The following is a 19213-nucleotide window of genomic DNA, read 5'->3' on the forward strand; positions in this document are numbered from 1 at the left end:
TTCAGCGCAGGCTGGGCCATCGCAAGGCTTCCTTATGCATGGGAGGGGCACGGCGCTCAATCCGCCGGAGCTGATGGATTTCGTACTTGTTTTGTTCTCAATGCGCAAGCCCGTCGTTGCGGCTTACGCACCGATGAAGAGAACGTGGAAGCGAGCCCGTCGGTCGCAATGGACCGCGACGACGCCGACCGTTGAACGCCCCGCCCGGATGTCGCCTTGAGCGAATTCGGGGGCCGATCGCCTGTCGCGAAAAGTGGAACTTCCCCCGCCGCGATCAGCTCGCCATCGTTTGCTTCACCGTCTCGACGAGCTGCTTGAGGCTGAACGGCTTGGGAAGGAAGTTGAAGGTCTCGCCCTCGGGCAGGTTCTTGCGGAAGGCGTCCTCCGCGTAGCCGGAGACGAAGATCACCTTGAGGTCGGGCATGTGCTTGCGCAGCTCGCGCAGCAGGGTGGGCCCGTCCATCTCCGGCATCACGACATCGGAGACCACCACGTCGATGCCGTCGGCATGCTCCTCGATCAGGCGCAGCGCCTCGATGCCGGAGGCCGCCTCCAGCACCGTGTAGCCGCGGGCCGACAACGCCCGGGAATTGACCGCACGGACCGGGTCCTCGTCCTCGACGAGCAGGACGGTGCCTTGGCCGGTATGGTCCGCCGCAGGCTTCGGCGGCGGCTCCGGGGGACGAGTGGCGGGAGAGCCGGACTCCGTCGCCGATTTCGGTTCGGTCTCGTCGCCGGCAGCGGGCTTCGGCTCGGAACGCTCGGAAGCGCCGATCGTCGTCGATCCGGAGGCGGTTCGCGGTGGCGGCAGCGGCTCGGGCAGGGCCTCGATGCCGGGCTCGTGGCGCGGCAGGTAGATGCGGAAGGTGGTGCCTTCGCCCACCGTCGACTGCACGTCGATCGCCCCGCCGGACTGGTTGACGATGCCGAACACCGTCGAGAGCCCGAGCCCGGTGCCCTTGCCGATCTCCTTGGTCGTGAAGAACGGCTCGAAGATCTTCTGACGCACCTCTGGCGGGATGCCCTCGCCGGTATCGGTCACCTCGATCATGACGTGATCGCCCGCCGGGATACCGACCGGCCGCTCGCCATCGACCGGGCAGTTGGCGGTGCGGATCGTCAGGCTTCCGCCGCCCGGCATCGCATCGCGGGCGTTGACCGCGAGGTTCACGATCACCTGCTCGAACTGGTTCACGTCGGCCTTGATCGGCCAGATCTCGCGGCCGTGGCGGAAATCGAGCTGCACGCGCTCGCCGAGCAGGCGCTTCAACAGGAGCGTCAGGTCGGAGAGCGCCTCGCCGACATCCATCACCTCCGGACGCAGAGTCTGGCGGCGGGAGAAGGCCAGCAGTTGGCGCACCAGGGATGCGGCCCGGTTCGCGTTCTGCTTGATCTGCATGATGTCTTGGAAGGCGTGGTCCGTCGGCCGGTGGCTCGCGAGCAGGAGGTCCGAGTAGCCGATGATCGCCTGGAGCACGTTGTTGAAGTCGTGGGCGATGCCGCCGGCGAGCTGGCCCACCGTGTCCATCTTCTGGGTCTGGGCGACCTGCTGTTCGAGCTGGCGCTGAGCCGTCGTGTCGAGGGCGTAGAGAATCACCCGTTCATGGTCGCCATCGCTGCCGGCCCGGGCCTCGGCATCGGGGCTCGGTGTCCCGTCGGAATCCGCCGGGCTCATCCAGACGCGGGCCGAGCGATCACCCGGCCCGGACAGGCCGACCTCGATCGGATCGAGGCCGCCGAAGCCGTTGGCGGCGCGGGCGAGCGCGCCCTCGATGACGCCACGGTCGCGCTCCAGCACCGCGTCGCGCATCATCGGATCGGGTGCGTCGCGGCCACCCTCCGCCGCGGGCTGGCGCGGCATGCCGGCGAACAGGCGAACGAACGAGGTGTTGGCGCGGATCACGCGGCCGTCCCGGTCGAGGGTGGCGATGGCGATCGGGCTATTGTTGAGGAAGCGGGCGAGCCGCACCTCGGCCGCGCGCTGCGGCTCGTCGGCATCCGATCCGGCGGAGCGGTTGAGCACGAAGGTGCGCGAGGGGCCGGGCGCCCCGTCCTGCCCGTAGGCGACGCGATGGTAGAGCCGCGTCGGCAGCGGCTGTCCGTTGCGGCGGCGCAGGTCGATATCGTAGCGGTCGGTGCGCACTTCGCCGGGCAGGCCCGGCGAGGCGGTGAGCATGTCGGCGCCGGGTGCGATCTCGAGGAGCTTCAGCCCGCCGGAGCCGACGGTGGCGAGGTCGTAGCCGAGCCAGGAGGCGAGCGTCGCGTTCATGTAGACGATCGAGCCGGCCGCATCGATCGACAGGAAACCCGCGGGGGCGTGGTCGAGATAGTCGATCGCGTGCTGGAGTTCCTGGAAGACGTTTTCCTGGCGCTCGCGCTCGTGGGTGATGTCGCTCACCGTCCAGAGCGCGGCGGAGCCGCGGTGGCGTGGGATCGGCCGAACTGCGATGCGGTACCACGCGAAGTCGCGGTCCGCCGCGCCACCCGGCGGCGGCGACATCCGGATCTCTTCGGCATAGGCGCGGTCGTCGCGGGATGCCTGCGCGAGCCGATAGACCGCCTCCGAGACTTCCGGCGCGCCGACGAAGATGCGCTCGATGGAGCGGAGATTCGAGAAGCTGTCGCCGCCGGCAAGGCGCATATAGGCCTCGTTGGCGTAGATCATCCGCCCGTTATCCTCGACGACGAGCTTGCCCTCTGGGGCAGCGTCGACGATGGCGCGGGTGATGTCGTCGCGCGAGGCCGGGCCGGCGAGCTGAAGCGCGCCGATCGCCAGGGCGAACAGGAAGAACACGCCCGCCATCGCGAGCAGCGCCAGCAGGGCGAGGATGAGCGGCTGCGCCTGCTCGTTGGCGACGAAAGACAAGCCCACCACCGCGCCGACGAGCAGGCCCGCCAGCATCAGCAGCAGGCCGACCCGGCCGGGCCGTTCCGAACGATCGATCGAACCGGACGCCGGCACCGCTGGTCCGCTGACCTCAGCCATCAGGCCCTACCCATCCCTCGCACACGGACGGCACATGGCTGCTGCGAGCCCTGTGGGTCGTCAAATGCCGCGCCTTTTGCCGGAGCATTGCCGGACAATGGTGCATAAACCGTGGCGCCTGAACGACTTCGCCGTCCCATGCGGAACCGCATCGAGCCTCAGGCGGCTCGGCGAAGGCGAAGCACGAAACCGATGACCTCCGCAACTGCGCGATAGTGCTCGGCGGGAATCTCCTCATCGACCTCGACCGTGGCGTGGAGGGCGCGGGCGAGCGGCGGGTTCTCCATCACCGGCACGTCGTGGTCGGCGGCGACGGCGCGGATGCGCAGCGCCAGCGAGTCGACGCCCTTGGCGACGCAGATCGGTGCGGCCATCCCGGCCTCGTAGCGCAGGGCCACAGCGAAGTGGGTCGGGTTCGTCACCACCACGGTGGCGGTGGGCACGGCGGCCATCATCCGCTTCTTCACGCGGGCTTGGCGCAACTGCCGGATCCGGGCCTTCACCTCGGGGCTGCCCTCGCTCTCCTTGTGCTCCTGCTTCATCTCCTCCTTGGTCATGCGCAGGCGCTTGTGCCAGCGGTTCCGCTGGTAGAGCGCGTCGCCGAGCGCGATCACCGCGTAGACCGCGAGCATGCCGCCCATCATCTTGAGGGCGAGCGTCAGGGTGCCCTGGAGCGCGACGCCGGGATCGAGCTGGGCGAAGGATTCCGCCCGGTCGTGCTCGCTCCACAGGATCGTCCCGGCGATGGTGCCCACCACGATGATCTTGGCGAGCCCTTTGCCGAAATTCACCCAGGCATCCATGCCGAGCAGGCGCTTGGCGCCCGCCATCGGCGAGATGCGCGCGAATTTCGGCATCAGGCTCGCGGCGGTGAAGATCGGCCGGTGCTGGATCAGGCCGGCGGCGATGGCCGCGAGCATCGCGATGCCCAGCGGCACGGCGAGCGCCTTGGCACAGACCCAAGCCGCGCGCAAAGCCACGCCGAGATAGGTGCCCGAATCCGAGGGCAGGCCGCCGGCATGTTCGAGGAAGCCGCGCATGTCGCGGGTCAGTCCCTCCGCCACCGGGCGGGCCGAGAGCATCAGGGCGAGGGTGAAGGCCGCTAGGATGAAGAAGGTGTTGATCTCAGGCGAGTTGGGAACGTCGCCGCGCTCGATCGCCTGCTCGATGCGCCGTGGCGTCGGGTCTTCGGTCTTGTCCTCGTCGTCGGTCTCGTCGGACACCGGCTCAGGCTCCCCGGTTCCGGATCAGCGCATCGTCCCGAAAGGTGGTCTCCGGCTTTCGGAGAAAGACGATGCGGACACAAGAGGCGGGCGCCTGAAACATCAGCGCCCGAGGAACGCGCCGAGATAGCGGCCGAGATCGTCGAGGAACAGCCCCATGATGAGGCCGAGCGCTCCGACCAGCAGCATCATGCCGATGATCACCGAAGCGGGAACCGCGAGGAAGAACACCTGCAATTGCGGCATCAGCCGGGAGAGCACGCCGAGGCCGAGATTGAACAGGATGCCGAACACGATGAACGGCCCGGAGATCCGCACCGCCAGGGCGAAGCTGCGACTGAAGGCATCGAGCGCGAGCTTGGCCGCATCCGCCATCGCCGGCACGCCGCTCGGCGGCAGCAGGAGGTAGCTGCGCCCGATCGCTTCGAGGGCGACGTGGTGCAGATCGGTCGCCAGGATGAGCGTGACGCCGAGCATCGCCAGGAAATTGCCGATCGCCGCTTGCTGGCCGCCCATCGTCGGATCGACGGTCATGGCGTAGGACAGGCCGAGCTGCTGCGAGATCACCACGCCCGCCGTCTGGAGCGCGGCGACGATCATGCGCACGCAGAGGCCCAGCATCAGCCCGATCAGGATCTCGCCGATCAGCAGTCCGATCAGGGAGGGCGCCGCCAAGGCCGCATTGCCGGTCGGCAGCATCGGTCGCACGGTCGGGAACAGGACCAGTGTCACGAGTAGAGCGAGGGCGAGCCGCAGGCGGCTCGCGATGAGCTGCTCGCCCAATCCCGGCATCAGCATCATCAGCGTGCCGACCCGGGCGAAAGTGATGAGGAAGGCCGCCGCGAGGCCGGGCAGCAGCAAGTCGAGCGGCGTGGTCATGCCGGCTCATCCTACACGCTTGGGCCGGTCGGCGCTGCCGCCGCATCATCCGCCCGCGGCGATCCGGGCGGCGATCCGGGCCATGTAGGCGGCCATGGCGTCGCCGATGAAGGGCAGCATCAAGAGCATCACCCCGAACACCGCGACGATCTTCGGCACGTAGATGAGCGTCTGCTCCTGGATCTGCGTCAGCGCCTGGAACAGCGACACGATCAAGCCGACGACGAGGGCGACGATCATCATAGGCCCCGCCACCTTCAGGAAGACGAAGATGCCGTCGCGGGCGATGTCGAGGATGGCGAGGCCGGTCATGGGGCTTTGGACTTTTCGTCTGCTCTGCGGGGCATCGACGGCCTCCCCTCGTCCCGCCTGCGGGCCGAGGGGCCGAAAAACTAGATCGGCATCCGCATGATCTCTTCGTAGGCGGAGATCACGCGGTCGCGCACGGCAACCAGGGTCTGGAGGGCGGTTTCGCTCTCGGCCACCGCCGTCACCACATCCACCACGTTGGCCTTGCCGGTGGCCGCCGAGAGGGCGGCGCGGTCGGCCTGCGCGCCGGATTGCGCGACGTTGTCGAGGCTCTGCTGCAGGAAGCCGGTGAAGCCGCCCGGTGCGGTCAGGCCCTGGGCCATGCCCTGAACGGGTTTGACAGCGCCGGGGCGGGCGAGGCTCTGGGCCGCGCCGTAGGCGCCGGCGGCGAAGGCGGAGGTCGTCATCGGGGCTACGCCTTCAGGATCTCGAGGGTGCGGGAGATCATCCGCCGGGTGGCGGTCACCATGTTGAGGTTGGCCTCGTAGGAGCGCTGGGCCTCGCGCATGTCCATGTTCTCGATCAGCCCGTTGACGTTGGGCAAGCGCACCTCGCCGCGCGCATCCGCAGCCGGGTTGCCGGGATCGTGCTTGGTGCGGAACGGGGTGGGATCGCGCCGCACCCGGCCGGCCTCGACGACGCTGGCGTTCAGTTCGTTGTCGAAGCGGCTGGTGAAGGTCGGGATCTTGCGCCGATAGGGATCGCCGCCCGCGGTCTGGGCGGTGGAATCGGCGTTGGCGATGTTCTCGGCGATGATGCGCATCCGGCCGGACTGCGCCTTCAGGCCGGAGGCGGCGATGCCGAGGCTCTTCAAGAAATCCATGACGGTCCCCGTTCAGCGATGTCAGCGAGCGATGTCAGCGCTTGCCGACGGCGATTTTCAGGGCGTCGAGGCTCTTCTGGTAGAGCGAGGCGACGAGCTGGTAATCGGCTTGGTTGTCGCCGGCCTTCATCATCTCTTCCTCCAGGTTCACCCCGTTGCCGGAAGGGCGGACCTCGAAGCCCTTGAAACGGCGCGGGTCGGCGTTCGGTCCGGCGCTCGCCGTCATCCCGATATGCGTGGAATCGGTGCGGGCGATCCCGTCGCCGCCGACCGAGGCCGCGACCGGCGTCGCGAGTTTCATCGAGGCCGCGGACGGCTCGGCGAGATCGCGCGGGCGAAAACCCGGCATGTCGGCATTGGCGACATTCTCGGCGAGCAGGGCCTGGCGGGCCTGATGCCAGTGCATCCGGGTGCGCAGCATGCCGAGCAGGGGCAGGTCGGTGAGCGACATGGTGCCTCGGGGTCGGCGGGGCCGGTGATGGATTTCGGAAAGCCACAGGTCCGAACCCGGCAGAATCTGCCGCTGACATGGTTAAGGAGCCGTTAACTCGGCAAAACCTGCCGGGTGCCCGTGAGGCCGCACGCCGCCGCGGATGCCGGAATGGCCGCGGCCGGCTGCACCGAGTTGTTAACGGAGTGTCAACATACGTTGCCGGGGCGTGAAGCGGCGGCGATAATCGGGCCGTGTAATGCGTGGGGCCGAGATTGCGTCTCCGCCGGCTTCGGTCACCGCCGGACGTCGCGCGGCGGCGTCGGAGCCCCGACTTAGAAAGACGCGGGTCTTGCAAGCGTTCTTCAGTTCCGAGGGCTCCTACGCCTTGCAGTTCCTGGTGATCTTCCTCGCCATCCTGGTGCTGTTCCTGATTGCCGCGCTGCTGTTCATGCGGCTGTCCGGGCGCGGGCTCACGCTCTCCGCGAATGCGGGCCAGCGCGGACGCCAGCCGCGGCTCGGCATCGTCGACATCTACGAACTCGACCGGCAGCGCCAACTCATCCTGCTGCGGCGGGACAACGTGGAGCACCTGCTGCTGGTCGGTGGCCCCAACGACGTGGTGATCGAGCGCCACATCCAGCGCGGCGCGGGCAGCCGCTATGCGCCGGACGGGAGCGCCCGGCCCGGCGGCGAGGCCGGCATCAGCGATCCGGCGCTGGAGCCGCGCACCGATCCCTTCCTCGACTCTCCGATGCCCCCGACCTTCGCCATGCCGGAGGTGGTGCCCTCGGCGGTGTCCGGCGCCCAGGCCGCCCTCGACCGGGCGCCGCCGCTCGATCCCGGCCTGTTCGAGCCCGAGGTGTTGCCCGCCGACGCTCCGGCGCGGCCGGTCTCGCCGGTCAGCCGCCTGATGCGACGCACGGCGCCGCCGGTGGTCTCCCCCCGCCCGGAGGTCGCGTCCGAGCGCTCCGCGCGACCGGAACCGGCCTCGGTCGAGCCGGTGCCGGAACCGGTGCCGGAGCCGCCGGTCATGGCCAGCCGTGGGCCGCGCTCGGTCGATCCGGCCGTTCTCTCGGATATGGCCCGGCAGCTTCAGGTGGCGCTGAAGCGGCCCTCGTCCGCGGTCACGCCCCCGCCTGCGGACCCTGTCGAGGTGCCCCCTCCGGCACGGAAACCGGCCGAGCCGGCGCCCGCGCCGATCGATCCGGTCGCCGCGGCGATGGCAGCTGAGCCGGCCCCGCCCATGCCCGCCCCGCCGCCGCCAGTTCGGCCGCAGCCGGCTCCCACCCCGGTGGTGGCAGCGCCCCGGCCCGAACCGAAGCCTGCGGCCCCCGCCAAGCCCGTCGCACCCCCGCCGTTCGTGGCGCCGCCCAAGCCGGATGCGGTGAAGTCCGAACCTTTCAAGGCTGAGCCGCCGAGGCCGGAGCCCGCCAGACCCGAGCCGTCCAAGCCGGAGCCGGCGAAGGCCGAGCCGCCGGAGCCCGCCGCTCAGGCGCAGAACCCGTTCTCGGTGGAGGAGATCGAGGCCGAGTTCGCCCGCCTCCTCGGACGCCCGCTCGACAGCAAGAACTGAGGCGAGCAAGCTCGTCCGCCTCTTGGCCGTAAGGCCTGTTTTTCCGGAGGCCGCCGAATTCGCGTCGTGGTGCGGCGGCCCGAACGTTCGTGAGGCAGGCCGGAGGCATGGAGGCACTTGTCGTCGGGGCGGGGGTGGTGGGGCTTGCGATCGCGCGGGCCCTCGCGCTGCGCGGCACCGCGGTGATCGTGGCTGAGGCCGCCGCGGCGATCGGCACCGGCGTGTCCGCCCGCAGTTCGGAGGTGATCCACGGCGGGATGTATTATCCCCCCGGTTCGCTGCGCGCCCGCCACTGCGTCGAGGGGCGCCGCCGTCTCGTCGAATTCTGCGAGAGCCACGGCGTGCCCTACCGACTGTGCGGCAAGCTGATCGTGGCGACGCAGGAGGCGGAGCGCCCGGCGCTCGAAACGATCCTGTCCCGCGGGGCCGAGAACGGGGTCGAGGGCCTGACCTGGCTCGAACGCCCCGAGGCTGTGGCTCTGGAGCCGGCCTTGTCCTGCGTCGCCGCGCTCCATTCCCCCGCCACCGGCATCGTCGACAGCCACGCTCTGATGCTGGCACTCCTCGGCGATGTCGAAGATGCGGGCGGCGTGCTGGCGTTGAGTACCCCGATCGAAGCGGCCGAGCGCCGGGATGGTCGTTGGGAGGTCCGCTTCTGCGGCGAGGCACCGGACGTGCTGCAGGTCGATTGTCTCATCAACGCCGCGGGCCTCGGCGCGCAGGCCATCGCCCGCCGGATCGAGGGAATGGCGGCGGACGGCATCCCCCGGCAGGTTCTGGCCAAGGGCAGCTATTTCGGATGCAGCGGCCGGCCGGCCTTCACGCGGCTGATCTACCCGGCCCCCGTCGAGGGAGGCCTCGGCATCCACCTGACCCTGGACCTCGCCGGACGCATGCGGTTCGGGCCCGATGTCGAGTGGGTCGACGCCCCCGACTACGCGGTCGATCCGGGACGCGCCGAGCGCTTCGAGGCGGCAATCCGGCGCTACTGGCCCGGCCTGCCGGATGGACGCCTGATGCCGGACTATGCGGGCATCCGACCGAAGCTCAGCGGCCCCGGCGAGCCGGCTGCGGATTTTCGCATCGACGGCCCCGGCGAGCACGGATGGCCAGGCTTGGTGCAACTCTTCGGGATCGAAAGTCCGGGCCTCACCTCCGCGCTCTCGCTGGCTGAGGCGGTGGCCGATCAGGTGATGGCGTAAGGCTACGCAGCCCGCACCAGATCGGCCTTCGTCCCATCCGCCACCGCATCGGTGTGAACCGCGAAGCTGATCAGCCGCGCCGCGCCGAAGCTCGTGGAGATCGCGCAATCCGTCGCGTCGCGACCGCGCGCCATGACGATGCGGCCGATCCGCGGCGTGTTGTGGCGGGCGTCGAAGGTGTACCAGCGCCCGCCGAGATAGACCTCGAACCACGCCGAAAAGTCCATCGGATCGGGCACGGGCGGCACGCCGATATCGCCGAGATAGCCGGTGCAGTAGCGCGCCGGAATGTTCATGCAGCGGCAGAACGCGACGGCGAGATGCGCGAAATCGCGACAGACGCCCACCTGCTGCTGGTAGCCGTCGAAGGCCGAGCGGGTGGCATCCGCCTGCATATAATTGAAGCGGATGCGCTCGTGCACGTAATCGACGATGGCCTGAACCCGCGCCCAACCCTGCGGCGTCTGGCCGAAGAGCGGCCACGCAATCCCGGCCAGCTTATCGGTATCGCAGTAGCGGCTCGCCATCAGGTAGAGCATCACGTCGTCGGGTAGGGCCTCCACCGGAATCTGGGCGGCCTCCGGCGCGACCGCGTCGGGCAGGCCCGAATCGGCGACCAGGAAATCCGCCGAGATCGAAAGGCGGCCCGGCGGCGCGACGATGCGGGTGCAGACGTTGCCGAAGGAATCGAGCGTCTGCCGCTGCGGAATCGGCGGATCGAAGACGATGTCTTGCGGGCTGCGCAGATCGCCCTCGCGGGAGGGGTGAAGGCTGAGGAGCAGCGAGATCGGCGTTGCAGCATCAGTCTCGAAGGTGATGTCGTAACCGGCCTTGATCAGCATGCGGCAGCTCGTGACTTCGATTTTCAATCCCCGAAAATAGAGACTGAGCGGGACCAAGCGTTAATTCTTATGATTACCACGCGTTCCGTTATCGCGTTGCACAAATGTTTCGCAGTCCGCCCGCACAAAAAGCGGACGCCGGACGGGACGTTGGCGCGCATTGCTGCTGCAGCGCACTCGGCGGTATGGAGGCGTCCATGTGGACCGCTCTCTGGAACCGCCTCGCCCATCCGGGCCACTTCTTGCGCTGGTCGGGTGCGGCCATGCCCTGGCTCGCGGCGGCGTCAGCCCTGCTCGTTGCCGCCGGGCTGTACCTGACCTTCTTCGTCGTGCCGCCCGACTACCAACAGGGCGACACCGTGCGGATCATGTATGTCCACGTCCCTGCCGCGATTCTCGGCATGGGCTTCTATGGGGCGATGACGCTCTCGGCGATCGGCACGATGGTCTGGCGCCACCCGCTCGCCGACGTGTCGCAGCGCGCCGCCGCGCCGATCGGTGCGGCCTTCACCCTGATCTGCCTCGTCACCGGCTCGCTTTGGGGCAAGCCGATGTGGGGGACCTACTGGGTCTGGGACGCGCGGTTGACCTCGATGCTGGTGCTGTTCCTGATCTATTGCGGCATCATCGCCCTATGGCGGACCATCGAGGATCCGAGCCGGGCGGCGCGCGCGGTCTCGATCCTGACGCTGGTCGGCGCGGTGAACCTGCCGATCATCAAATTTTCTGTGAACTGGTGGTCGACGCTGCATCAGCCGGCCTCGATCCTGCGCATGGGCGGCTCGTCCATCGATTCCTCGATGCTCTACCCGCTGCTCGAGATGGTTCTCGCGATGACCCTGCTCGGCATCACGCTGCATCTTCAGGCAATGCGCACCGAGATCTACCGCCGCCGGGTGCGCACGCTGCTGATCCGGCAGGCGGAGCGGCTCGATGCCGGCGTGCAGGATGCCGCACCGATGACGCGCGCGGCGACGACCCTTCCCGTGGGCCAAGCGATCTAGAGCGCTTTCCGACGAAGTGGACGCCGGTTCGGCGGAAGAAAGCGCGTTGACACTAAGACCTAGAGACGCCGGCCTGATGCAATCAAGTCGGATACGGCTCTAGGACGATCGATGGGACGATCACTCTGAGACCTGCCATGGAATTCGGACCTTACGCCCCCTTCATCGTCGGTTCCTACGGCTTCGCGGCCCTGGTGCTCGGCGCCCTGGCCCTCAACGGCTGGTGGGACGGGCGGGCGCAGCGCCGCGCGCTCGCCGAGCTGCAGGACGAGCGGGGAAGTCGCCCGTGAACGCGCAGACCCCGCAAGCGACCCCGCCCGGCACCGGGGAGCGCCCCCGCCGCTCGCTGCTCGCGCTGCTGCCGGTGCTCGTCTTCGCCATCCTGGCCGTCGCCTTCCTGGTCCGGCTGCGCTCGGGCGCCGATCCTGCGGCTTTGCCCTCGGCGTTGATCGGCAAACCGGTTCCCGCTTTCGCGCTGGAGCCGGTGCCGGGCCTTCAGGCCGCCGGCCGGCCCGTGCCCGGTTTGTCGAGTGCGGACCTCAAGGGGCAGGTGACCGTCCTCAACATCTTCGCCTCGTGGTGCGCCCCCTGCCAGATCGAGCATCCGATGCTGATGCGGCTCGCGCAGGAGCCCGGCATCCGCCTCGTCGGCATCGACTACAAGGATCCCGGCGACGCCGGACGGCGCTGGCTGGAGCGCAACGGCTTGCCATTCGCGGCGGTCGGCGCCGACGGGAGCGGCCGGGCCGGAATCGACCTCGGCGTCTACGGCGTGCCGGAGACCTTCATCATCGGTCCCGACGGCCGCATCCGCGACAAGCTCGTCGGAATCCTGACGCCGGAAAACTACGCGAGCGTGCTGGAGCGTATTCGCGCCGCCGGACGGACCGCCCCCGTGACCAACTGACCGGGACAAGGCGGCACGCTTGGAAACCGGGGATCGGAGGCGTATGCAGCCCCTGTCCGCTTGAAACCGTTCCAAGGTGGAGAAGCAGGGCAACCGTCTCAAATCACGATCAGAAGAGCGCCATGCGGATCGGACTGTTCGTCCCCTGCTACGTCGATGCCTTCGAGCCCGAGGTCGGCATCGCCACGCTGGAACTGCTGGAGCGCTTCGGCCTCACCGTCGAATACCCCTACGATCAGACCTGCTGCGGCCAGCCGATGACCAATACCGGCTGCCATCAGGAGGCCGCCGCGACCGAGGCGCTGTTCGTCAAGAATTTTTCCGGGTTCGACTACATCGTCGCCCCGTCCGGCTCCTGCGTGCATCAGGTGCGCGAGCACCTCACCGCCATCCCGCAGACCGATGCGGTCAAGCATGTGCGGGCCAGGACGTTCGAGCTCGTCGAATTCCTCCACGACGTGCTCAAGATCGAGGATCTTCCCTGGGCGGAGTTCCCGCACAAGGTCGCCTACCACTCGAACTGCAACGCGCTGCGCGGCATCGGCCATGCCCGGCCGACCGAACTGAACCAGCCGTTCTTCTCAAAGCCGCTCAACCTTCTGAAGAAGGTGAAGGGGGTGGAGATCGTCGATCTGACCCGGCCCGACGAGTGCTGCGGCTTCGGGGGCACCTTCTCGGTGTTCGAGCCCGCGGTCTCGGCCAAGATGGGCTACGACAAGGTGACCGATCAGGCCCGCGCGGGCGCCGAATACGTGGTCTCGGCTGATTCCTCCTGCCTGATGCACCAGAAGGGCTGCGCCGAGCGTCTCGGCGTCGGCCTCAAATACATTCACATCGCCCAGGTGCTGAACGGAGCCGCCGCATGAGCGCCGACGACCTGACCCCGCGCCAGACCGAGGACGTGCTCCACCCCGAGGTTCGCGCGCCCTCCGACGAGAGCGAACGCGGCCCTGGCGGCGAACGGCTCCAGCACGCCGAAGCCGCCTCGAAGCCGATCCGCGCCGACGCGCCGCGCGAGCCGCAGCCCCGCGGCGCCAAGGTGCGTGGCAACCGCCCGATCGATCAGGCGGAGGCCGCCGAGCGCTTCCTTGCCGCGCCGATGCATCAGAAGGCCCACGACGAGCGCCTCTGGGACGTGCGCCGCAAGCGCGATGTCGCCGCCCACGGCATCCCCGAGTGGGAAGAGCTTCGCGAGATTGCCTCGCAGATCAAGACGCACACGCTCACCCATCTCGACCATTACCTCGAACAGTTCGAGGCGGCCGCAACGGCCAACGGCGTCCATGTCCACTGGGCCGAGGATGGGGCGGACCACAACCGCATCGTCCTCGACATCCTGCGCAAGCACGGCGCCAAGTCGCTGGTGAAGTCGAAGTCGATGCTGACCGAGGAGTGCGGCTTCCGCCACTTCATGGCGGCCCACGACATCGACGTGATCGAGACCGATCTCGGCGAGCGCATCCAGCAGCTCGACGACGAGGAGCCGAGCCACGTGGTGATGCCGGCGGTCCACAAGACCCGCCTCGACGTCGCCGAGGTGTTCGCCCGGACGCTCGGTACCGACCCCGACAACGACGACGCCCACTACCTCGCCGAGAGCCAGCGCGAGACCACGCGCCCGCTGATCCTGAAGGCCGATGCCGGCCTCACCGGCTGCAACTTCGCCATCGCCGAAACCGGCACGGTGGTGACCTGCACCAACGAGGGCAATGCCGACCTCTCCGGCAACGTGCCGCCGCTGCAGATCCACTCGATCGGCATCGAGAAGATCATCCCGCGGATCGAGCATCTCGGCGTGTTCATCCGCCTGCTGTCGCGCTCGGCGCTCGGCTCGCCGATCACCCAGTACACCTCGCATTTCCGCGGGCCGCGGCCCGGCACCGAGATGCACATGGTGCTGGTCGATAACGGCCGCTCCGAGCGGCTGGCGATGGAGGAGTTCTGGACCTCCCTCAAGTGCATCCGCTGCGGCGCTTGCATGAACACCTGCCCGGTCTACCGGCGCTCGGGTGGCCTCTCCTACGGCGCGACCTATTCCGGGCCGATCGGGCTCATCATCGATCCGACCTTCAACAAGCGGAAATACTCGACCCTGCCGTTCTCCTCGACCATGAACGGCTCCTGCACCAATGTCTGCCCGGTGAAGATCAACATCCACGAGCAGATCTTCGCGTGGCGCAAGGTGCTGGCGGAGGAGCACCAGATCCCGCTCCTGAAGCAGGGCATGATGAAGGCGGCCGGCGCCGTGCTGAGCCGTCCCGCCGCGTACCGCGCCGCGATCCAGACCGCCGACTCGGCCCTGCGCGTCCTGCCGCGCTTTGCCGTCTACAACCCGGCCAACACCTGGGGGAAGAAGCGCGAGATGCCCCACGCCCCGCGCCAGAGCTTCCGCGCGTGGTACCGCCAGAACCGGATGAAGAAGGGGAGCGACGCGTGAGCGCCCGCGAGGCCATCCTCGGCCGGCTCAAGGCCAACCGCCCGGCCGGCGACTTTCCGCTGCCCGAGGTGCCGACCTTCGCACCGCTGGTGGGTGACGATCTCGTCGCCGAATTCGCCGAGCGTCTGGGCAAGATGGGCGGGCGCGTCGAGCGTGCGGGCGGCCCGTCCGATCCCTTCGCCCCGGTGCGGGCGCGTCTGGACGGGGCGGCGGTGATCGCCTCCGCCGTGCCCGAATTCTCGGGGAATCGTGACCTCGCCGCTGTCGCCAAGCCGACCGAGGTCAACGATGTCGACGTGGCGGTGGTGCGCGCGCGCTTCGGCGTCGCCGAGACCGGCTCGGTGCTGTTCACGCAAGACGACCTGATCGTGAACGCGGTCGCCTATCTCGCCCAGCACTTGATCGTGCTGCTCGACCCAGCCGACATCCTCGTGAACATCCAGGCTGCCTATAAGCGTCCGGACTTCGGACAGGCGGCCTATGCCGTGCTCCATACGGGTCCGTCCGCGACGGCCGACATCGAGGGCGTGCTGATCCACGGGGCGCAGGGCGTGCGCTCGCTGACAGTGCTTCTGCTGCAGCGCAAAAAACAAGCAGCCTGAAAGCGGAGCCGAACGGATCTCTGCGCGTTTGCGGCAAAACGCCTCGCTCGAACGGGGCGTCTTCCCGCAAAATTCGGAGCCGTCCCGTGCGATTCAAGCTCGGTTGCAGTCTTGCCTATGAGGTCAAGGCGCCCACCACCTTCATCTTCAATGTCGAGGTCGCGAAGCTGCAAAGCCTCGACATCGCCCGCGAAAGCCTGACCCTGGCGCCGGACTTGGCGCGGCGCGTCTACGTCACGCCGGACCTCAAGAACCGCTATCTCGGCGTGAACGTGCAGCCCGGCCCGTTCTCGCTCGAATACAATGCCGAGGTCGACCTGACCGTCGTGCGGGCCGACCCGGCGACGATTTCCGAGACGCCCGTCTCCGAACTCCCCCTCGACATCCTTCCCTTCCTGCTTCCGAGCCGCTTCGTCTCGTCGGACCGGCTCGCTGCCTTCGCCCAGGCCGAGTTCGGCGACCTTCCGAAGGGCCATCAGCGCGTCAATGCGATCTGCAACTGGATCCATGACAACATCGCCTATCGGCGTGGTTCGAGCGACGGCGAGACGACGGCCGACGAGAGCCTGCTGATGCGTGCCGGCGTCTGCCGCGACTTCGCCCATCTCGGAGCTGCCTTCTGCCGCGGGCTCGGCATCCCCGCCCGGTTCGTGAGCTGCTACGCCTACGGCCTCGTGCCCAGCGACTTCCACGCCGTGTTCGAGGCCTATCTCGACGGGCGCTGGTGGCTGTTCGACGCAACGCGCCAAGCCCATCTCGACGGCCTCGTGCGCATCGGTATCGGGCGGGATGCCGCCGAAATCGCCTTCTCGACGCCCTACGGCGAGATGCAGCCGACCGGTATGGAGATCCGTATCGATCGCGCCGATGGAGGCCCGGAGCCGATGGAGCGCACGGTCGATGCGATCTCGACGGAGGAGCCGGCTCCGCATGCCGGCGCGGCCTGACCGAAACGCCTCACGATCGACGCCTCACCCCGCGAATCCGGTGGGCCGAACGCGATATGAAGTTTTTTTCGCATGGGGCGGATTAAACGGCATTTTAGCCCGTCAACCTTATGTTCCAGGTAAGCCTGGACGAATCTCCAAACTCCGCCCGCCCGGCTCCGTCCGTGGCGGGCTTTTTCGTTCGCGCTCGTCGCGATCCCCTCGGAGGAGCAGACGCCGAGACGGCGAACCGGATGCGGTATCCAAATACCGCAACGGCAAAAGCCTTCCACGGATTGCGCTTTTCTCTTCGAGGCGTTCAGCGTCTGCCTTGACGAAGACACAGAATCCCCCTAGTGACCCAGTCGTACGCCGCTGCGTCCTCACCCGACGCGGCGGCGCCTTGTTTCCAACGTCACCGGCACGGGAATCGGCCATGAAGACCACTTCGCTGAAGCCCGCCGACGTCGACAAGAAGTGGGTCGTGATCGACGCCGAGGGCCTCGTCGTGGGCCGTCTCGCTTCGATCGTGGCGATGCGTCTGCGCGGCAAGCACAAGCCCGCCTACACGCCCCACGTCGATTGCGGCGACCACGTCATCGTCATCAATGCGGACAAGGTGAAGTTCACCGGCCGCAAGTACGACCAGAAGGTCTACTACCACCACACGGGCTATCCGGGCGGCATCAAGGAGCGCTCGGCCAAGTTCATCCTCGAGGGCCGGTTCCCCGAGCGCGTGGTCGAGAAGGCCGTGGAGCGCATGCTGCCGCGCGGCCCGCTCTTCCGCCAGATCCTCGGCCACCTGCGCGTCTACAAGGGTGCCGCGCATCCCCACGAGGCCCAGCAGCCGCAGGCGCTCGACGTCGGCTCCCTCAACCGTAAGAACGTGAGCGCTTGATCATGGCGACCCTTCAGTCCCTCGCCGACCTCAATCGGGCGAACACCCAGACGAGCAACCCCGAGAACGAGGCGCCCGTCCACGTCCAGAAGCTGGACGCCCAGGGCCGCGCCTACGCGACCGGCAAGCGTAAGGACGCGGTCGCCCGCGTCTGGATCAAGCCCGGCAACGGCACCGTGGTCGTCAACGGCCGCCCGGTCGAGACCTACTTCGCCCGTCCGGTGCTGCGCATGATCCTGCGCCAGCCGCTGGAGATCGTGTCTCGCGTCGATCAGTACGACATCACCGTCACGGTGAAGGGTGGTGGTCTCTCCGGTCAGGCCGGCGCCGTGCGCCACGGCCTGTCCAAGGCGCTGACCTACTATGAGCCGGAGCTGCGCTCCTCGCTCAAGCGCGAAGGCTTCCTGACCCGCGACCCGCGCGTCGTCGAGCGCAAGAAGTACGGCCGCAAGAAGGCTCGCCGCAGCTTCCAGTTCTCGAAGCGCTAAGGCGTTTCATTTTCGCTGGTGCAAAGGGCGGGGCCGCAAGGCTCCGCCTTTTTCGTATCTTGGATCGAGGCGAGGCCGTCGCATGAAGAGGGCAGGGAGCCCGGACCGCCCGAGCCATGCCGCGCCGCCGACGGACCGGCGCGCGGTTCTGGCCGAGGCGTTGGCCCGTCTCGCGCCGCGCCTTCCGGATTTCGAGGCGGAAGCGGTGCTGGACCGGGCGTTGCGCAGCCCTGGCCTGCGCGGCGCGGTGCCGGAGACCGCGGTTTGGCTCGCCCTGACGGCGTTCACCCGGCACAGCTTCACTGAGTACGACGACCTTCTCGATGAGGGCTACGACCGTGACAGCGCCCGCCACTTCGTTCTCGACGAGATGAACGCGCGGCTCGCCGAATGGGGCTGCCGCCGCCGTGTTTCCGAAGAGGCTGATCCCGGCGAGGACGACGTCCCCGAAGCGTGAGGGGAAAGCATTTCGTCTTCGCTTGCCGGCCTGCTGCCGCTGGGGCAGGGAGGGCCATCTCAACAGCGGAGACACCCGTCGATGAAGCTCAGCGCGCGCAACGTCCTCAAGGGCAAGGTGGTTTCGGTCGAGAAGGGCTCGACCACGGCCCATGTGAAGATCGAGATCGCCAACGGTCAGATCGTCACCTCGGCCATCACCAACGAATCGGTCGATTCGCTGGGGCTGAAGGTCGGCGGCGAAGCCTATGCCGTGATCAAGAGCTCCGACGTCATCATCGCCGTCGACTGAGCACGTTCAGGCTCACCCCTCGATCGCCAGCGCGATCCCGTGCCGGGCGCTTGCGCCCGGCGCCAGCAGGCGCTGCGAATCGCGGTTCTCCAAAGCGCCTTCGAAGCCGGCCCAGTCGGCGTGTCCGGTCCAGGCTTCCAGCGACAGGAACGGCGCTGTCGGCTTGGTCCAGACCGCGAGATGGGGAAAGTCCTCCATCCGCATGGCGATGGCTCGGCCGCTCGGCGATACGAAGCGCATCGCCCGGCTCTTCGCGTTCAGGAAGACCAGGGCCTCGCTGAAAAGGTCGGGATCGAGGTCGAGGCGCGCGCCGTCGAGGGTCAGTTCCCGCTCGCTGCGCACCAGCAGCCCGCCCGCGCCGACCTCCGGGACGAACGGCCGTTCCGCCTCCTCGAACAGAACCGCGTAGCCGCCATCGGCGCGACGCTCGCCCCCGGCAAACGGCCAGGGAAAGGCTGGATGGAAACCGAGGGCGTAGGGCAGGGCGCTCTCACCCGGATTCTCGACCCGGATCTCGAAGGCGAGGGTCTTCGCTGCGATGCGGGCGTCGATCGTCAGCCGGAACGGGAAGGGGTAGTGCGCCCGCGTCGCCTCGCTGTCGGTCAAGCACAGGGAAACCGCGTCCTCGCTTTGGCTGACAACCGCGAAAGGGAGGTCGCGGGCAAAGCCGTGCTGGGCCATCGGGTAGCGCCGGCCATCCACCTGCACACTGCCGCCGGACGAGGCGCCGACGACGGGGAAGAGCCAGGGCGCATGGCGGTTCCAGTGCTCCGGATCGCCGCTCCAGAGATATTCGCGGCCTTCGACCTGCCAGGAGACCGGCTCGGCGCCGTGCAGCGCGATCCGCGCCGTGCTGCCGTCATCCGCACGGATCTCGACCGTCCCGTCCATTGCCCTTGCCCCCCAAGCGTCTGCTTCGCTTCGAAGCGATAG

General features: G+C 68.2%; 22 protein-coding genes. 13 read left to right on the top strand and 9 right to left on the bottom strand.

Annotation, left to right across the window (positions count from 1 at the left end; translation table 11 throughout):
* Nucleotides 1-274 precede the first annotated feature (274 nt).
* The 7 genes from cckA to flgB all read right to left on the bottom strand — a co-directional run bounded on the left by cckA (nt 275) and on the right by flgB (nt 6671).
* Nucleotides 275-2986, bottom strand: coding sequence for a cell cycle histidine kinase CckA (gene cckA, locus OVA30_RS09165; protein ID WP_268175258.1), 2712 nt, complete (start codon nt 2984-2986; stop codon nt 275-277).
* Between the two features lie 158 nt (nt 2987-3144).
* Nucleotides 3145-4209, bottom strand: coding sequence for a flagellar biosynthesis protein FlhB (flhB, locus tag OVA30_RS09170; RefSeq protein ID WP_253396102.1), 1065 nt, complete (start codon nt 4207-4209; stop codon nt 3145-3147).
* A 102-nt stretch (nt 4210-4311) separates the two neighbouring features.
* The gene (gene fliR / locus OVA30_RS09175) at nt 4312-5088 is read right to left on the bottom strand and encodes a flagellar biosynthetic protein FliR (protein WP_056458832.1); all 777 of its coding nucleotides are present in this window, start codon (nt 5086-5088) and stop codon (nt 4312-4314) included.
* A 45-nt stretch (nt 5089-5133) separates the two neighbouring features.
* Nucleotides 5134-5400, bottom strand: a complete 267-nt coding sequence (gene fliQ, locus OVA30_RS09180; protein ID WP_003603418.1) for a flagellar biosynthesis protein FliQ — start codon at nt 5398-5400, stop codon at nt 5134-5136.
* Nucleotides 5401-5480: 80 nt separating this feature from the next.
* Entirely contained in the window at nt 5481-5804 is a 324-nt protein-coding gene (fliE, locus tag OVA30_RS09185; RefSeq protein WP_003603419.1) for a flagellar hook-basal body complex protein FliE, read from the bottom strand.
* Nucleotides 5805-5809: 5 nt separating this feature from the next.
* Nucleotides 5810-6220: a flagellar basal body rod protein FlgC gene (gene flgC / locus OVA30_RS09190; protein ID WP_003603420.1), complete on the bottom strand. Its 411-nt coding sequence runs from the start codon at nt 6218-6220 to the stop codon at nt 5810-5812.
* 34 nt (nt 6221-6254) lie between these two features.
* Nucleotides 6255-6671: a flagellar basal body rod protein FlgB gene (flgB, locus tag OVA30_RS09195; RefSeq protein WP_015822945.1), complete on the bottom strand. Its 417-nt coding sequence runs from the start codon at nt 6669-6671 to the stop codon at nt 6255-6257.
* 331 nt (nt 6672-7002) lie between these two features.
* Here flgB and OVA30_RS09200 point away from each other — a divergent pair, with 331 nt between their 5' ends.
* Entirely contained in the window at nt 7003-8226 is a 1224-nt protein-coding gene (locus OVA30_RS09200) for a hypothetical protein (protein ID WP_268175259.1), read from the top strand.
* A gap of 107 nt (nt 8227-8333) precedes the next feature.
* Nucleotides 8334-9428, top strand: a complete 1095-nt coding sequence (locus tag OVA30_RS09205) for an NAD(P)/FAD-dependent oxidoreductase (protein ID WP_268177476.1) — start codon at nt 8334-8336, stop codon at nt 9426-9428.
* Between the two features lie 2 nt (nt 9429-9430).
* Here OVA30_RS09205 and OVA30_RS09210 read toward each other — a convergent pair whose 3' ends face one another.
* The gene (locus OVA30_RS09210; protein ID WP_268175260.1) at nt 9431-10270 is read right to left on the bottom strand and encodes a transglutaminase-like domain-containing protein; all 840 of its coding nucleotides are present in this window, start codon (nt 10268-10270) and stop codon (nt 9431-9433) included.
* Between the two features lie 197 nt (nt 10271-10467).
* Here OVA30_RS09210 and OVA30_RS09215 point away from each other — a divergent pair, with 197 nt between their 5' ends.
* The 11 genes from OVA30_RS09215 (at nt 10468) to OVA30_RS09265 (ending at nt 18280) form a co-directional block, all read left to right on the top strand.
* The gene (locus OVA30_RS09215; protein ID WP_268175261.1) at nt 10468-11274 is read left to right on the top strand and encodes a heme ABC transporter permease; all 807 of its coding nucleotides are present in this window, start codon (nt 10468-10470) and stop codon (nt 11272-11274) included.
* 137 nt (nt 11275-11411) lie between these two features.
* Entirely contained in the window at nt 11412-11564 is a 153-nt protein-coding gene (gene ccmD, locus OVA30_RS09220) for a heme exporter protein CcmD (protein WP_182567295.1), read from the top strand.
* Nucleotides 11561-12181 carry a DsbE family thiol:disulfide interchange protein gene (locus OVA30_RS09225; protein ID WP_268175262.1) on the top strand — a complete coding sequence of 207 codons (621 nt, stop codon included), beginning with the start codon at nt 11561-11563 and terminating at the stop codon, nt 12179-12181. Before ccmD ends, OVA30_RS09225 begins: the two co-directional genes overlap by 4 nt.
* 122 nt (nt 12182-12303) lie before the next feature.
* A complete protein-coding gene (locus OVA30_RS09230; RefSeq protein WP_056120732.1) occupies nt 12304-13047 on the top strand; it encodes a (Fe-S)-binding protein in 744 nt (247 codons plus the stop codon).
* A complete protein-coding gene (locus tag OVA30_RS09235) occupies nt 13044-14618 on the top strand; it encodes a lactate utilization protein B (protein ID WP_268175263.1) in 1575 nt (524 codons plus the stop codon). The genes OVA30_RS09230 and OVA30_RS09235 overlap by 4 nt, the downstream gene beginning before the upstream one ends.
* The gene (locus OVA30_RS09240; RefSeq protein WP_082289410.1) at nt 14615-15220 is read left to right on the top strand and encodes a LutC/YkgG family protein; all 606 of its coding nucleotides are present in this window, start codon (nt 14615-14617) and stop codon (nt 15218-15220) included. Before OVA30_RS09235 ends, OVA30_RS09240 begins: the two co-directional genes overlap by 4 nt.
* A gap of 86 nt (nt 15221-15306) precedes the next feature.
* Nucleotides 15307-16167, top strand: a complete 861-nt coding sequence (locus OVA30_RS09245; protein WP_056458873.1) for a transglutaminase-like domain-containing protein — start codon at nt 15307-15309, stop codon at nt 16165-16167.
* 415 nt (nt 16168-16582) lie between these two features.
* The gene (gene rplM, locus OVA30_RS09250) at nt 16583-17044 is read left to right on the top strand and encodes a 50S ribosomal protein L13 (RefSeq protein WP_004446860.1); all 462 of its coding nucleotides are present in this window, start codon (nt 16583-16585) and stop codon (nt 17042-17044) included.
* Between the two features lie 2 nt (nt 17045-17046).
* Nucleotides 17047-17532: a 30S ribosomal protein S9 gene (gene rpsI / locus OVA30_RS09255; protein ID WP_004446858.1), complete on the top strand. Its 486-nt coding sequence runs from the start codon at nt 17047-17049 to the stop codon at nt 17530-17532.
* Between the two features lie 82 nt (nt 17533-17614).
* On the top strand, nt 17615-17989 hold the full coding sequence (locus OVA30_RS09260) for a DUF2293 domain-containing protein (protein WP_265221985.1): 375 nt from the start codon (nt 17615-17617) through the stop codon (nt 17987-17989).
* An 81-nt stretch (nt 17990-18070) separates the two neighbouring features.
* A complete protein-coding gene (locus OVA30_RS09265; protein WP_004446854.1) occupies nt 18071-18280 on the top strand; it encodes a TOBE domain-containing protein in 210 nt (69 codons plus the stop codon).
* A 12-nt stretch (nt 18281-18292) separates the two neighbouring features.
* On the opposite strand, the gene OVA30_RS09270 is transcribed toward OVA30_RS09265, so the two are convergent.
* Nucleotides 18293-19171: an aldose 1-epimerase family protein gene (locus OVA30_RS09270; RefSeq protein WP_268175264.1), complete on the bottom strand. Its 879-nt coding sequence runs from the start codon at nt 19169-19171 to the stop codon at nt 18293-18295.
* Between the last annotated feature and the right edge of the window lie 42 nt (nt 19172-19213).

This window comes from Methylorubrum sp. SL192, from assembly GCF_026672325.1.
Classification (GTDB): domain Bacteria; phylum Pseudomonadota; class Alphaproteobacteria; order Rhizobiales; family Beijerinckiaceae; genus Methylobacterium; species Methylobacterium extorquens.